The sequence below is a fragment of the Rhodococcoides kroppenstedtii genome, assembly GCF_900111805.1.
Classification (GTDB): domain Bacteria; phylum Actinomycetota; class Actinomycetes; order Mycobacteriales; family Mycobacteriaceae; genus Rhodococcoides; species Rhodococcoides kroppenstedtii.
The window spans coordinates 118,206-132,220 of sequence record NZ_FOJN01000004.1 but is presented as its reverse complement, the minus strand read 5'-3'; the positions used below and the strand labels follow the sequence as shown (position 1 = coordinate 132,220).

Sequence of the window (14,015 nt, the reverse complement as noted above, 5' to 3'; positions counted from 1 at the left end):
GGGCTGGGTGGTGCCCGCCGGCGTCTCCGGTGAGGTCACTCTGACGTTCCCCGCCGACACCACCTACCGAACGGCCCTGGTCGCCGGTCTGATGCTGACGGCCGCGCTGATCGCGTTCCTGCTCGTCGGACCTCGGCGTGTCGACGACGCCGCGACGCCGGTCCGCCCCTGGCGCGGCCTCGTCGCCGGGTCTCTCGGCCTGGCCGGTGCGGCCTGGGTGATCGGCGGACTCGCGGGGCTCGGGCTGGTCGCGGCCCTCGCCGCCGCGCTCGTCGGGGTGCGCTCACGGTTCGGTCCGGTGGTCGGCGGTCGCAGCGCCGTCGTCGTCGCCGGCGTCGGGTTCACGCTCGCCGGGGCGATGCTCTCGACGGGACCCTGGCGCGCCGCCGACGGCTACGTCGGCCACTCCGCGGTGATTCAGGGGGCCGCGGTGCTGGCGGTGGCGGCACCGGCGGTCTCGGTTTTGCTGGCCACGGCTGCGGAGTCGTCTTCGCTCGCCGGCCGCACCGCCCGTCTGCGCCGTTCCCGATCGCGGACGAACACCCGCACCGGCTCCTCGATCAAGGCGTAACCGGCCGCGGCCACGGGGACGGTCAACACCAGGGTCGCGGCGGCCACCAGCGGGAACTGTCCCGCGAACGGCGAGATCCCCAACACCGGGAACACCACCGCGAGGACCGCGAGGTGCCACACGAAGATGCCGTAGGACCACCGACCGATCGTCACCGCGAACTCCCCACCGAGCCACCGCGTCCGGACCGACGTGCCCAGGACCAACGGAGCCAGCAGGCAGAAGGAGACGAGGGCGCCGAGCGAGACCTTGACGGCGAACTGCCACGCGGCGGGCGTCGTCAAGTCCTGCTCACCGGCCACCGGGGTGGCCGCGACGGCGAAGGCGACGGCGGCGACCGCGAGCAACGTCCAGCGTCGATCGGCGATGCGGGCCAACCGAGGACGCACCGATCCGGCCGGTCGGGCGGCGACCTCCGCGGCCGTCTCCGCGACGATCATGCCCGCGGCGAACCAGGACAGATAGCCCGGAAGCCAGTTCTCGATGTTCACCCCGTCCACGGTCGCGATCGGCAGGAACGTCCACGCCGTCGACGCCGCCGCGACACCCAGGAGCACGGGCACCCGCCACCGTGCGCGCGGACCGGACAACCGCACCAGGAGCCACCCGAACAGCGGGAGGAGGAGATAGAACGCCACCTCCACCGACAGCGACCACATCTGTGTGAGCCCCTGGGTGAGCGAGAGCGGGACGAAGACCTGCACCAACGTCAGGTTCGCGAGCCACAGCCCGAGACCGCCACCCGCGCCCGGCAGCAGCGCCAGCACCAGGATCACCACCACCCAGTAGACGGGCAGGATGCGTGCCGCGCGGTGCAGCAGATACCGACGCGCCGACGGCTCGGGACCGAGTCCCCGCGCCGCCGCCGAATGGGGGCGCCAGAGCAGGAAGCCCGAGAGCGCGAAGAACACCGCCACGGCGAGGTCCAGCCGGCCGAGCAGCGGACCCACCACCGGAACGGAGAACGTGCCCGTCTGGAACGCGACGTGGGTGAGCAGGACGCCCACCGCCGCCAGACCGCGCATCCCCTCGAGCGCCGGGACGAAGCCGGCCACCGGGCCCGTCGGCACGCGCGCCGCCGTCGCGTCGGGCGTCGTCGCCGATACGGAAGGAGCGTCGCTGGTCATGGTCCTGCCCAGTGTGCCTCACAGGTCCCGCCCACTCGTGGGCGATACGTTAGGGTTCGGGCAGTTCCGACCGCGCTCGACCACCTGACCACAGGAGTTCATGTCCATGGCGAGAAGTTCGTCGGCATCCGCGTCGACCCAGTCTCCGAAGCGCGTGCTTCCGTCGATCCTCATCGGCCTCGGCGTGTTCCTGCTGGTCGTGGCGATCCTCATCCCGCTCTACACGGTGGGACGGCTCGAGAAGACCCCGCTGGACCTCGAGATCACCACCGTCGCCACGGGCACCGGGTCGGTCCTCGACTCCCGGTCCCTCTCCGCGGGCCCCGCACGGGTCGACGAGAACGTTCCCCTGGTCTCGCAGCGCTTCGTCACCACCGAGGAGCCGTCGGACTCCGACCGCATCACCGTGCAGGCCGGCTCCACGCTGCGCCGCACCGACCGGCAGGGCGACACCGGCCTGCTCACCGCCGTCGTCGACCGCGTGACGATCGACCGTGTGTCCTCCATGCCCGTCGACCCGGTCGGCTCCATCCAGAGCCAGGCGGACCAGCCGGCCACCGAGGTCCCGCACACCGGTCTGCAGTACAAGTTCCCGTTCGACGCGCAGAAGCAGACGTACCCGTTCTTCGACACCGTGGCGCGGAAGTCCTTCGACATGACCTTCGTCGAGGAGACGCAGATCGAGGGTGTGACCGTCTACCACTACACCCAGACCATCCCGGCGCAGGACCTGTCGCAGGTGGTCGCGTCGCCGACCAACAAGCTCGCTCTGCCTGCCAGCACGTGGGGCGTCGAGGGTGGCGACCAGACCATCACCATGACGCGGTTCTACGAGAACACCCGCGATATCTACGTCGAACCCACCACCGGCGTGATCGTCAAGGGCCAGGAGGACGTGCACCAGTACTACGCACGCCGCGCCGGCACCCCCGAGGTGGACGTGATCCGCGCGCCGATCGCCTTCGACGACAACACCGTCGAGTACCAGCTGGGCCGCGCCCGCGACGGCATGGACCAGATCGCGCTCATCGGCCGCACGATCCCGATCGTCGCCGGCGTCGTCGGTCTGATCTCCCTGATCCTCGGCCTCGTCCTGCTGCTGCGCGGCGGACGCGGCACCGGCCGCCCCGCCACCGCGACCGGACCCGCACCGGACGCCCCGACGCAGGCGTACGACGCGCGCGGCACCGACGGTCCCGGCCACGACTGGACCACCGACCGCACCGAAGAGATCCCGCGCACCAACCTGCGCAAGGACTGACCGGTCAGGGGTGCAGGATCGTCACCCCGGCCGCGTCACCGAGGGCGTCCAGCGCGAGCTGGGCGCCCTCGAGTGGTTCTCGGCGCGCGATCATCGAGGCGACCGCGTCGATCGGCAGCGTGCGCAGCAGCTCCGGGTAGTCGCGCGCGGGCATGCCGTGACTGCCCATGACGTCCAGCTCGCGGGCGATCACCACGTCCATCGCGGTGTGCGCACCGTCGGGCAGCAGTCCCACCTGCACGTGGCGGCCGCGTCGGCGCAGCGACCGCAGCGCGGCGTTCATCAGAGCCGGGTGGCCCGAACACTCCAGCGCCACGTGCAGCTCCGACGGCATCGTGGTGTCCGCGTCGGCCGCACCCAGCCGTCGCGCGAACTCCAGAGCGTCCGGCGACCGATCCACCGCCGTGACGTGGGCACCCGCCTGCGCGGCGACGATCACCGCCGACAGGCCCAGACCACCGCACCCGAACACTCCCACCCGTTCACCGGCGACCACCCGAGCCCGACGATGCACCGCCCGCCACGCCGTCGCATAGCGGCAGCCGAGGGTGGCGGCGACGTCGAACGACACCGCGTCGGGCAGCGCAACCAGATTCGTCTCCGCGTAGCGCACCGCGACGAATTCGGCGAAGGATCCGTCGTGCGTGAACCCCGGCTGCTCCTGGCGTGCGCACACCTGCTGCTCGCCCGCCGCGCACTCGGCGCACCGACCGCACGCGCACACGAACGGCGTGGTCACCCGCTGCCCGAGCCACGCGCGGTCCACCTCGCTGCCCACCGACACCACCGTGCCCGCGAACTCGTGGCCCGGCACGAACGGCAACGGCACGCCGTCGTCGTGCCCCTGCCAGGCGTGCCAGTCGCTGCGGCACACCCCGGTGGCCGCCACCGCGATCACGGCGCCGTCGGGTGCCGCGTCCGGCCGCGGCACCTCTTGCATCTCTCCGGGCCGGCCGAACTCCTCGATCACCAGTGCGCGCATGCGTCCTTCTCTACACGGGGCGCGGGAGGGTGGGGTGCGCAGGTTCCAGTCATCTGCTCAGGCTGCAACCAGTGAGGATGACGGGAACCTGAGCAGGACCCGCACCGCCGCGAACTTGCTCCCCTTACAGCAACTTCCTCCGGCTACAACCGGAGCACCTTGCGAGAACCGGAGCAACTACGACCCCCACCCCACCCGCGCAGGTTCCAGCCACCTGCTCACGCTGCAACCAGTGAGGATGACGGGAACCCGAGCAACTACGACCCCCACCCCACCCGCGCAGGTTCCAGCCACCTGCTCACGCTGCAACCAGTGAGGATGGCGGGAACCTGAGCAGCCCCGAAACCCGACGCGAGAACCGTCCCCGGAGTACGCTCCGCGCAACATCAGCAGCAACTCCGGGGAGCTCGCATGGCCGAGAGGACCGATTCGCGCGACATGGTCATCATCCACAGCGTGTTCCGCCGGGAGCTTCGGTTGGCCCCGGACATGGTGCGGGCGGTGCCGGACGGGGACACCACCCGCTCGGGCGTGGTGAGCGAGCACCTCACCGACCTGCTCGATCTGCTGCATCACCACCACGAGGGCGAGGACCAGCTGCTCTGGCCGAAGCTGCGTGAGCGGGCCGCGGAATTCACCGATCTGTTCGACTCCATGGACGCCGATCACGGCAGCATCGGGAGCTCGATCGACGCAGTGCAGTCGGCCCTACGGGACTGGTCCGGAACGGCCGACCGCGCGCACGGTGACAGGCTGGCCGAGGCGCTCGACGCCCTGCTGCCCCCGCTGGTCGACCACCTCGACCGTGAGGAGGAGCGCATTCTGCCGCTGGTGGACCAGCTGCTCACCCCGGAGGAGTGGGGCGAGCTCGGCGCCCGCGGGTTCGGCCTGTTGCCGCCGCAGAAGGCGATGATCGTGCTGGGGCAGATGGCCGAGGACACCCCGGAGGAGAACTGGGACGTCTTCTTCTCGCACCTGCCCGAGCCGGTGCAGCAGGCGTACACCACCATCGGCGCACCCGCCTACCTCGACTACGTCGGCACCGTCCGCCGCTGAGCCGATCTCAGGCCCGCTTGGCCACCGTGTTCGTGACCGACCCGATCCTGTCGATCGAGAGCGTCACTCGATCACCGGGCTGGATCCACCGGTCCAGCTCGAGCCCGCAGCCCGACGGCAGGGTGCCGGAGGACAGCACCTCTCCCGGACCGACGGACTCCCCGCGGCTGGCGTAGGCGAGTGCTTCGGCGATCGACCAGCGCGCTCCGGCGGTGGAGGTCGAGGACCACACCTCGCCGTTGACGGTGACGGTGCCGCCGAGATCGTCCAGTACGGGCAGGATCTCGTCCGCGGTCACCACCTCGGCACTCATGGAGCTGGCGAACGTCTTGGTCTTGATCACCGGGCCGAACAAACCCTGGCGCTGCTCCACCCACTGCGTGTCGCGGGCACTGAAATCGTCGAACACCACGAAGCCCCCCAGGGCGGCCTCCGCCTCGGCGACGGACGCATCACGCACCGGAGAGGCGACGATCGCCGCGAACTCGAGCTCGAAGTCGAGCTTCTCGGTGTAGTGCGGCCAGGGCATCGGATCGCCGTCACCGACGATGGAGAGGTGATTGCCCGTGTAGTACACCGGGTGTCGGCCGAATTCGGGTCCGGGAGCCATGGGCGGGAACGTCTTCCGGGTCACCGCGCGGTAGGCCTTGGCCAGCGGGACCACCGCCGGCAGGTTGTGCCGAACCAGGGTCTCGGCTGCCTGGTTCCAGTGCTTCTCCCACCCGGCGAAGCACCGCAGCGACCGCGGTTCGAAGGCCGTCGACGCCGTGCGTTCGGTCGACGGCGCACCGTCGCTCACGGCCCGCTCGATCGCCGTCCGTGCCGCATCGCGCACCCGCTCGCCGCCGGCGAGGAACTCCACGACCGTCGTCGGCACGTCGTCGGCGCCGCCGGTGTCGTACCACCGATCGGTCGCCTCGTGCAGGACGTCGACTCCGGTCCGTCCCCGTCGAATTCTCATCGAGACACCCCCTCCGACGATCCAAACACACCGCCGGGGAGGGCGGCCACGGCTGTCGTCACAACGGTTGCCACCGCCGCACCGCACACGGCCACAACGACCAACGACGTCGTACCGTCCGCGACGAGCAGGATTACGGCGGCCTGCCCGATGACGACCAGCCACGCCAGCGCCGCCGGTCGCGTGTCACCGCGCGCGACGGACGCGACGAGCGCGCACTGCACCATCGACAACAACGCGCCCTGAGCTGCGAACATCCACAAGAGCGGCGCGGCGGCGGCGTACTCCGGTCCGAGGACGACGGTCACCAGCGGCGCGGCCACGGCGGCACCGGCAACGACGACCGTCCCGATCGCGGCCAGCACGGCCAGCGCGCTGCGCACCGCGGCGGTGGACGAGCGCGGGTCCGCCATCCGGGGGTAGAGGACGACACCGACGGCCTGTGGCAACCAGAACGCACCCTTGGCGGCGACGGCCCCGAGGGCGTAGATCCCGGCCTGATCGGCGTCGAGCACGCGGCGGGCGAGCAGCAGATCCACCGACGTCAGCAGCACGATGACCAGCTGGACCTGTGACGCCGCGAGGACGTCCCGCACCCGACCCACCGCCGCGCCCGCGGCGACGTCCGCCCGCCGGTCGGCGACCAGGCGCGCGAGGACCACCGCCGCTGCCGACCCGGCGGCGCTCGCGAGCAGTGCGGGACCGGCCGACGCCCCGAGCGCGAGTGCGACGACGGCCGGCGCCACCTTGCCCACGCCGGCGGCGCCGAGCACCAGGCCGAGGTCCCGGAATCGCGAGCCCCCCTGCAGCACACCTTGTTCCGCGGCGAGAAGCACCAGGACGGGCGCGCTCGCAACGGCGGCGGCGACCGTGGGCAGGGCGATGTCGAGCATCATCGACAGCAGCGGCGCCGCCACGAGCGCCACCCCGGCCACCGCCCACGCGCACCGTCGTCCGGTTCGCCGCAACGACGCTCGCGGCCGTCCCCGCACCGCATCCCGCGCGATCACCGTCTGCACCGCGAGCGCCGGCACCGCGAGCACCAACTGCGCCGCGAGCAGCGGACCGAACTCGCCGTAGCCCGTCGGTCCCAGCAGATCGGCCGCCACCACCTGCAGGGCGTACGACGCGAGGTTGGCGAGCATCGATCCCGCCGTCACCATGCTCACCCCGGCCGCCACGGCGGAGGCGCGCGCAGGGATCATGCCCTCATGATGGCAGGGACGACGGCACCCGCCCGGGCAGGGACGACCCTGCGCGCCCGGGTGGGTGTCCTCGTCTGGTCCTTCTCGCTGGCGGCGCTCGCGCTCGGTCCGCTGCTCGGGGCCCTGTTGCCCGGCGGCGGTCACCTGCTGCTGCGCGACGGCGTGACGACGCCCCGATCCCACCTCACCGACTCGGCGCTCGGCCTCGGCGAGGGTGCGGCGCGGGCGGTCCCGCAGGACGCGGTGGTGGCCGTGGCGTCGTCGGTGATCGACGGCGGCGCGCTCGTGGTCGGCATCCTGCTGCTCGCCCTGACGGGCGCCGGCGTCGGGGCCGGTGTTCTGATCGCGCGGCTGCTGGACACGATGGCCGCGGCGCCGCGGATGGTCGCGGCCACCGTCGCGATCTGGAACCCGTACGTCGCGGAACGACTCCTGCAGGGCCACTGGAGCCTGCTCGTGGGATACGCCGCGCTCCCGTGGACCGTCGTCGCCGCCGCAGCCCTGCGCCGCGAGATCGGGCCGCGGAGCGTCGCCGCGATCGTGCTATGCCTCGGGATCGCCGGTCTGACTCCCACCGGACTGCTGATGAACGCCCTTCTCGCGGCGGCGGTCGTCCTCGCCCCGGGTGCACCCCGCCGCCTCGCGACCGGCATCGTCCTGTCCGCGACCGCGCTGCTGTCGGCGCCGTGGTCCGTGGCCGCGCTGACGTCGGGGGCCGGGGCGGCGTCGGACCCGGCCGGGGTGGCCGCGTTCGCCGCGCGCGCCGAACCGGGCCTCGGCACCGTCGGGTCTCTCGCCGGCCTGGGTGGCATCTGGAACGGCGACGCGGTGCCGTCGTCACGCACCACGTGGTGGGCGCTGGTGGGCACGGCCCTTCTCCTGGTGGTCGCCGCCGCGGGCGTGCCGGCTCTGTGGCGGCGTCGCTCGCCCGTGATCGTCGCCGTGACCGGCCTCGGCCTACTCGCCGTCCTGGTCGCGGCCCTCGCGGCGACACCGCTCGGTCTGGACGTCGGGCGGTGGGCCGCCGAGTCCGTCCCCGGTGCGGGCCTGCTGCGCGACGGCCAGAAGTGGGTCGCGCTGTGGATGCCGGGTCTGGTCCTGGCGGCGGCTGCCGGGGCGTCGTCCGCGGTGCGTGCGGGGGTGGCGTCGCTTCTCGTCGTCGCCGCCCTGCCGGATCTCGCGTGGGGCGTGGGCGGGGCCCTGCGCCCCGTGCAGTACCCAGACGACTGGACCCGGGTGGCCGCGACGATCGGCGCGTCCGAGCAGGACGTGGCGGTGCTGCCGTCGGGCACCTTCCGGGTGTTCCCGTTCAGCGGCGACGTCCCGGTGCTCGACCCGGCCCCACGGTGGCTGGCGGCCGACGTCCTGCAGACCGGCGACCTCCCCGTCGGCGGGCAGGTCGTGGCGGGCGAGGGCGAGCGAGCCCGCGAGGTGGAGGACCAGCTGCTGGCCGGACGGGCTCCCGACCCGAGCCTCGGCGTGGGTTGGGTCCTGATCGAGGCCACCTCACGGGGCGAGTTCGGTCGCGTCGACGAGGCGCTGGGCGCGCTCGACGCGGTCCACGCCGGCCCGGACCTGCTCCTCTACCGCGTTCCCGACGCGCTCACGCCGCCCCCGGCCGACCGCACCGCGGCCGTCGCCACCCACCTGCTGTGGGCGGGCCTCACCCTCGCAGCGGGTGCGATCGTGGCGGCCGGGACGGTCCGGTCGCGTCGCCGATGACCAGACCCGCGACCATCGTGCCGTCGGCCCGGTCCCGCAGCACCGACGCCACCGCGTCGGCGCACTGCCCCCAGGAGAAGTCCTCGGCGCGATCACGGGCCTTCTCCCCCAGCTGACGACGCCGCGCGTCGTCGTCGATCAGGTCCCTGACGGCATCGGCGAGATCGTCGACGTCGCTCGCGCGCGCCCGCCACTCGTCGCCGACGAGCGCGCCGGTGACGCCGTCGACCACCGAGTCGGTCAGTCCCCGCGAGTGGCGATAGCCGACCGTCGGCACGCCGTGCTGCGCGGCCTCGACGACGGCGAGGCCCCAGCCTTCCTTGCGCGAGGGCAGGACGTGGACCCAGGCCCGCGCGAGGATCTCGTGCTTGCGACGCTCGGTCACGTGGCCGTGGAAGGTGACCGCGTCGGCAACGCCGCGGCTACGCGCGTGCGCCCGCAGCCGGTCCTCCCACCAGCCGCCCCCGACGACGTCGAGTCGCAGGCTGGGCCGCTGGGCTCGGAGGCGGGCGACGACGTCGATCGCGTCCTCGATCTGCTTGTGCGGAACCAGGCGGGACAGCACGGCGAGCGTGGGGTCGGACGCGCGCATGGCTGCGGCACCCGTCTCGAGGCCCGCGGGCAGGTCGTCGACGCCGTTGCGGACCACCGCCACCCGGTCGCGGTCGACGCCGAGCGCGACCAGTTCGTCCGCCGACGGCAGGGAGACGGTGAGGTACTGCGCCGATCGGTGGACCCGCGGCGACACGCGCGATTCGAGGAACCACCCCAGGCGCGCCATGACGCGGCCGGCGACGGGCCACTGCTCGCGGTGGCAGTGATGGACCAGGACCGTGACCGGAGCCCGCGTCACCAGGCGGGCGAAGAAGGGGATGCCGTTCTGGGTGTCGACGACGGCGTCGGGACGCAACCCGGCCAACGAGCCGATGCCCCAGCGGCCGGCCAGGATCGCGGCCAGGGCGCGCGGGTAGACGGTGAGCCGTCCCCCGGCCCGGCTGATGCGAATGCCGTCACGCATCTCCGACCTCGGCGCGCCGGGGTACGCGGCCGTGCGCAGCGTGACCCGCACGCCCTGCGCGGCCAGGCCGGCGCCGACGTGTTCGAGATAGCGTTCGCTGCCACCGCCCTGGGGATGGCCGGTGTCACGCCAGCACAGCAGCAGAACCTCACGTAGCTCGCTCACACCGTCACCTCCCCGGTCGTCCGGGGGTCGAGTATGCCAAGCTCGGTCGGTCCGTGTGCGGCCGGACGGTTACAGTCGGCAGCCGTGCCGACCCGCCGCAGCGCCCCACGTTCGGTGACGGCCGCCGTCGCCCGCCGCGCCACGCTGGCCCGCTCGGTGTCGCTGATCCGTCAGTTCGGCTACGAACAGTCGGACCCCGCCCGCTTCTACGGCGCCCTGGCCGACGACACCGCGCGCATGGTGGACGACCTGTGGCGCGGCGCCACCGACACCACGCTGAACGGACGCACCGTGCTCGACGTCGGTGGTGGCCCCGGTTACTTCGCGGACGCGTTCGCCGCCGCGGGCGCGACGTACGTCTCCGTCGAACCCGACGCCGGCGAGATGCACGCCGCGGGTCTCGATGCGCGCGGTTCCGTGCGCGGCTCGGGTACCGCGCTGCCGTTCCGCACGAACAGCGTGGACCTCTGCCTGTCCTCGAACGTCGCCGAGCACGTCGCCCGCCCGTGGGACCTGGCGGAGGAGATGCTGCGCGTCACCCGCCCCGGCGGCATCGTCGTGCTGTCCTACACGCTGTGGTGGGGCCCGTTCGGGGGACACGAGACGGGGCCGTGGCACGTCCTGGGCGGGGAGTACGCCGCGCGCCGGTACGCCCGCGTCCACGGCCGGGAGCCGAAGAATCGCTTCGGAACGTCACTGTTCCCCATTCGGGCGTCGCACGGATTGCGTTGGGCGCGAACGACATCGAACGGGGAGCTGCTCGCCGCGTTCCCCCGGTACCACCCGCGCTGGGCCTGGTGGAGCGTGCAGGTACCGGTGTTCCGGGAGGCGGCGGTGAGCAATCTGGTGTTGGTGCTGCGCGCGCGCTGACGGTTAGGGTGGCTCGGATGACCGCCCCGCGCACCCGCCCCACGTCCGCCGCCGGTCGCCCCGCTCGGGGTACGCGAGAATCGCGCGTCCTCGCTCTCGACATCGGCGGGACCAAGTTCTCCGCCGCGCTGGTCGGGGACGACGGGCGTCCGGGGGATCCCGTCGTCGTCCCGACTCCCACCGAGAACGTCTGGGCGGCGTGCGAGGAACTGCTGCTCACCGTCGTCGCCGACGCGGACGTCGAGATCGACGACGTCGCCGCCGTCGGCATCGCCTCGGCCGGTCCGGTGGACACCGTGGCCGGGACGGTGAGTCCGATCAACATCGCCGAGTGGTACGACGGCTTCGGGATCGTCGACGCGGTCCGCGCCGTCTTCTCCTCCGCCGCAGTCGAACTCGCTCTCGACGGGGCGTGCGCGGCGCTGGCGGAACACCGTTTCGGCGCCGCCCGCGGGCACGAGAACGTGCTGGGCATGGTGGTCTCCACCGGCATCGGGGGTGGGGTGATCCTCGGCGGTCGTCCGGTGTCCGGACGCAGCGGCAACGCCGGACACGTGGGCCACATCGTCGTCCCCGGCTCGGTCGATCCGTGTACGTGCGGCGGCGTCGGCTGCGTCGAGACCGTGGCCAGCGGTCCCAACGCCGTGCGCTGGGCACGCGAGAACGGCTGGGCCGGCGAAACCGGGAAGGACCTGGCGGACTCCGCGCGCGAGGGCGACCCCCTCGCCGTCGCGGCGTTGCAACGCGCCGGTGTGGCGCTGGGCCAGGCGATCTCGTCCGCGGCGGCGCTGCTGGATCTGGACGTCGCCGTGGTGGGCGGCGGTTTCAGCGCCGCCGGCGACGCGCTCTGGAACCCGCTCCGGGAGACCGTGGCGCTGCACGCGCGCCTGGGCTTCCTCGCCGACTTCACGGTGGTCCCCGCCGAACTGGGCGGCATCGGAACCCTCACCGGCGCAGCGGTTCTCGCTCGCAGCGCCGGCTAGACCGCACCGGGCCACAGACGACCGACCCTCGGACGGGCGTGCCCGACTGCACACGAGTCGGTCGGATCGCCAGGTTCCCGTCGGTTCGGTCGACTCGAGTGCAGTGGCGCATGCCACGTCACGAACGCCCCGACCGCGAGGGCCGGGGCGTTCGTGAAGTAACCGGGGAGATCAGGCGTTCAGCCGCTGCTTGAGCGCCTCGAACTCGTCCTTGATGCCGGTGGGGAGCTTCTCGCCGACGAAGTCGAACCACTCCTCGATCAGCGGGATCTCCTGCTTCCACTCGTCGACGTTCACCGCCAGCGCCTCGGCGACGTCGTCCACGGAGACGTCGAGTCCGCTGATGTCGAGCGCGTCGGCGGTCGGCACGACACCGACGGGAGTCTCCACACCCGCGGCCTTGTGCTCGATGCGCTCGACGATCCACTTGAGCACGCGAGAGTTCTCACCGAATCCGGGCCACAGGAAGCGCTTGTCGTCGCCGCGGCGGAACCAGTTGACATAGAACACCTTCGGCAGCTTCGACTCGTCGGCGTTCTTGCCGAGGTCGATCCAGTGCTGGAAGTAGTCACCGACGTTGTAGCCGAGGAACGGCAGCATGGCCATCGGGTCGCGGCGAATCGCGCCCACGGTGCCCTCGGCCGCGGCGGTCTGCTCCGAGCCCACGGTCGCGCCCATGAACACGCCGTGCTGCCAGTCGCGCGCCTCGGTCACCAGCGGAACCGTGGTCTTGCGGCGGCCGCCGAACAGGATGGCCGAGATGGGCACACCCTGCGGGTCGTCCCACTCCGGAGCCATCGACGGGCACTGCGACATCGGCACGCAGTAGCGCGAGTTGGGGTGCGCGGCGTTGGTGCCGGACTCCGGCGTCCAGTCGTTGCCCAGCCAGTCGGTGAGGTGCTGGGGCTCGCCCTCGAGGCCCTCCCACCACACGTCGCCGTCGTCGGTCAGGCCGACGTTGGTGAACACCGCGTTGCCCTGGTCGATCGTGCGCATCGCGTTGGGGTTGGAGTCCCAGTTGGTGCCCGGCGCCACGCCGAAGAAACCGAACTCGGGGTTGACCGCGTAGAGGCGGCCGTCCTTGCCGAAGCGCATCCAGGCGATGTCGTCGCCGATGGTCTCGGCGCGCCAGCCGGGCACGGTGGGCTGGATCATCGCGAGGTTGGTCTTGCCGCACGCGGAGGGGAACGCCGCCGCGATGTAGTAGGCCTTGTCCTCCGGCGAGATCAACTTGAGGATCAGCATGTGCTCGGCCAGCCAGCCCTCGTCGTGGGCCATGGCGGAGGCGATACGCAGCGAGTAGCACTTCTTGCCCAGCAGCGCGTTGCCGCCGTAGCCGGAGCCGAAGCTCCAGATCTCGCGAGACTCCGGGAAGTGCGAGATGTACTTGGTGTCGTTGCACGGCCAGGGCACGTCCTGCTCGCCCTCGGCCAGCGGCGCGCCCAGCGAGTGCAGCGCCTTGACGAAGAAGCCGTCCTCGCCGAGCTTGTCGAGCACCGCCGAGCCCATGCGGGTCATCACACGCATGGAGACCACGACGTACTCGGAGTCGGTGAGCTCGACGCCCAGCTTGGGGTCCTCCGCGTCGAGGGGGCCCATGCAGAACGGAATCACGTACATGGTGCGGCCGCGCATCGAGCCGCGGTACAGCTCGGTCATCGTGGACCGCATCTCGTCCGGCGCCATCCAGTTGTTGGTGGGGCCGGCGTCGATCTCGCGCTCGGAACAGATGTAGGTGCGGGACTCCACGCGGGCGACGTCCGACGGATCGGAGTTGCCGAGGAAGGAGTTGGGCTTCTTCTCCGCATTCAGGCGGGTGAAGGTGCCGGCCTCGACGAGCTGGTCGGTGAGCCGCTCCCACTCCTCGTCGGACCCGTCGGCGAACACGATCCGGTCGGGTTCGGTCAACTCGGCGACCTCGCGTACCCACGCCAGCAGGCCGGCGTGCGTGGTCGGCGGGGTGCCGTCGGTTCCGTCGAGACGCGGAAGAGTCGCGGTCATCTTGTCTCCAATACGCGGGCTGATCCCGGGCGCCCTGCGCGCGTTCGAGTTTTGCGAACGCGTCAGCGCAGGGCCACGAGTGTCCTGGACCTA

General features: G+C 72.1%; 11 protein-coding genes. 5 read left to right on the top strand and 6 right to left on the bottom strand.

Annotated features, from left to right (window positions below; all coding sequences use genetic code 11):
• Positions 1–417: 417 nt before the first annotated feature.
• Positions 418–1,698, bottom strand: coding sequence for an acyltransferase family protein (locus BMZ18_RS06270; protein ID WP_074922040.1), 1,281 nt, complete (start codon positions 1,696–1,698; stop codon positions 418–420).
• A gap of 106 nt (positions 1,699–1,804) precedes the next feature.
• On the opposite strand from BMZ18_RS06270, the gene pgfA reads away from it, so the two are divergent.
• Positions 1,805–2,959 carry a cell envelope lipid trafficking protein PgfA gene (gene pgfA / locus BMZ18_RS06265; RefSeq protein ID WP_068360398.1) on the top strand — a complete coding sequence of 385 codons (1,155 nt, stop codon included), beginning with the start codon at positions 1,805–1,807 and terminating at the stop codon, positions 2,957–2,959.
• Between the two features lie 4 nt (positions 2,960–2,963).
• On the opposite strand, the gene BMZ18_RS06260 is transcribed toward pgfA, so the two are convergent.
• Entirely contained in the window at positions 2,964–3,941 is a 978-nt protein-coding gene (locus BMZ18_RS06260) for an alcohol dehydrogenase catalytic domain-containing protein (RefSeq protein WP_068360286.1), read from the bottom strand.
• A gap of 411 nt (positions 3,942–4,352) precedes the next feature.
• On the opposite strand from BMZ18_RS06260, the gene BMZ18_RS06255 reads away from it, so the two are divergent.
• Complete coding sequence (locus tag BMZ18_RS06255) at positions 4,353–4,997, top strand: hemerythrin domain-containing protein (RefSeq protein WP_068360288.1); 645 nt, start codon at positions 4,353–4,355, stop codon at positions 4,995–4,997.
• A gap of 7 nt (positions 4,998–5,004) precedes the next feature.
• Here BMZ18_RS06255 and BMZ18_RS06250 read toward each other — a convergent pair whose 3' ends face one another.
• Complete coding sequence (locus BMZ18_RS06250) at positions 5,005–5,958, bottom strand: fumarylacetoacetate hydrolase family protein (RefSeq protein WP_068099298.1); 954 nt, start codon at positions 5,956–5,958, stop codon at positions 5,005–5,007.
• Entirely contained in the window at positions 5,955–7,163 is a 1,209-nt protein-coding gene (locus BMZ18_RS06245; RefSeq protein ID WP_139203865.1) for a polysaccharide biosynthesis protein, read from the bottom strand. The genes BMZ18_RS06250 and BMZ18_RS06245 overlap by 4 nt, the downstream gene beginning before the upstream one ends.
• Positions 7,164–7,169: 6 nt before the next feature.
• On the opposite strand from BMZ18_RS06245, the gene BMZ18_RS06240 reads away from it, so the two are divergent.
• Complete coding sequence (locus BMZ18_RS06240) at positions 7,170–8,885, top strand: MmpA family trehalose lipid delivery protein (RefSeq protein WP_244516440.1); 1,716 nt, start codon at positions 7,170–7,172, stop codon at positions 8,883–8,885.
• Here BMZ18_RS06240 and BMZ18_RS06235 read toward each other — a convergent pair.
• Positions 8,827–10,068 (bottom strand): glycosyltransferase family 4 protein, encoded by a 1,242-nt coding sequence (locus tag BMZ18_RS06235; RefSeq protein WP_068360291.1) that lies wholly within the window; start codon positions 10,066–10,068, stop codon positions 8,827–8,829. The genes BMZ18_RS06240 and BMZ18_RS06235 overlap by 59 nt on opposite strands.
• A 114-nt stretch (positions 10,069–10,182) precedes the next feature.
• Here BMZ18_RS06235 and BMZ18_RS06230 point away from each other — a divergent pair, with 114 nt between their 5' ends.
• Both BMZ18_RS06230 and BMZ18_RS06225 read left to right on the top strand, forming a co-directional pair.
• Complete coding sequence (locus BMZ18_RS06230; protein ID WP_068360292.1) at positions 10,183–10,938, top strand: class I SAM-dependent methyltransferase; 756 nt, start codon at positions 10,183–10,185, stop codon at positions 10,936–10,938.
• 17 nt (positions 10,939–10,955) lie between these two features.
• On the top strand, positions 10,956–11,921 hold the full coding sequence (locus tag BMZ18_RS06225) for an ROK family protein (RefSeq protein ID WP_082894860.1): 966 nt from the start codon (positions 10,956–10,958) through the stop codon (positions 11,919–11,921).
• A gap of 171 nt (positions 11,922–12,092) precedes the next feature.
• Here BMZ18_RS06225 and BMZ18_RS06220 read toward each other — a convergent pair whose 3' ends face one another.
• Positions 12,093–13,922, bottom strand: coding sequence for a phosphoenolpyruvate carboxykinase (GTP) (locus BMZ18_RS06220; RefSeq protein ID WP_068099296.1), 1,830 nt, complete (start codon positions 13,920–13,922; stop codon positions 12,093–12,095).
• Between the last annotated feature and the right edge of the window lie 93 nt (positions 13,923–14,015).

Coding starts and splice junctions, on each gene's coding strand:
- BMZ18_RS06270 (WP_074922040.1), bottom strand. CDS start 1,698: ATGACCAGCGACGCTCCTTCCGTATCGGCGACGACGCCCGACGCGACG.
- pgfA (WP_068360398.1), top strand. CDS start 1,805: ATGGCGAGAAGTTCGTCGGCATCCGCGTCGACCCAGTCTCCGAAGCGC.
- BMZ18_RS06260 (WP_068360286.1), bottom strand. CDS start 3,941: ATGCGCGCACTGGTGATCGAGGAGTTCGGCCGGCCCGGAGAGATGCAA.
- BMZ18_RS06255 (WP_068360288.1), top strand. CDS start 4,353: ATGGCCGAGAGGACCGATTCGCGCGACATGGTCATCATCCACAGCGTG.
- BMZ18_RS06250 (WP_068099298.1), bottom strand. CDS start 5,958: ATGAGAATTCGACGGGGACGGACCGGAGTCGACGTCCTGCACGAGGCG.
- BMZ18_RS06245 (WP_139203865.1), bottom strand. CDS start 7,163: ATGATCCCTGCGCGCGCCTCCGCCGTGGCGGCCGGGGTGAGCATGGTG.
- BMZ18_RS06240 (WP_244516440.1), top strand. CDS start 7,170: ATGATGGCAGGGACGACGGCACCCGCCCGGGCAGGGACGACCCTGCGC.
- BMZ18_RS06225 (WP_082894860.1), top strand. CDS start 10,956: ATGACCGCCCCGCGCACCCGCCCCACGTCCGCCGCCGGTCGCCCCGCT.
- BMZ18_RS06220 (WP_068099296.1), bottom strand. CDS start 13,922: ATGACCGCGACTCTTCCGCGTCTCGACGGAACCGACGGCACCCCGCCG.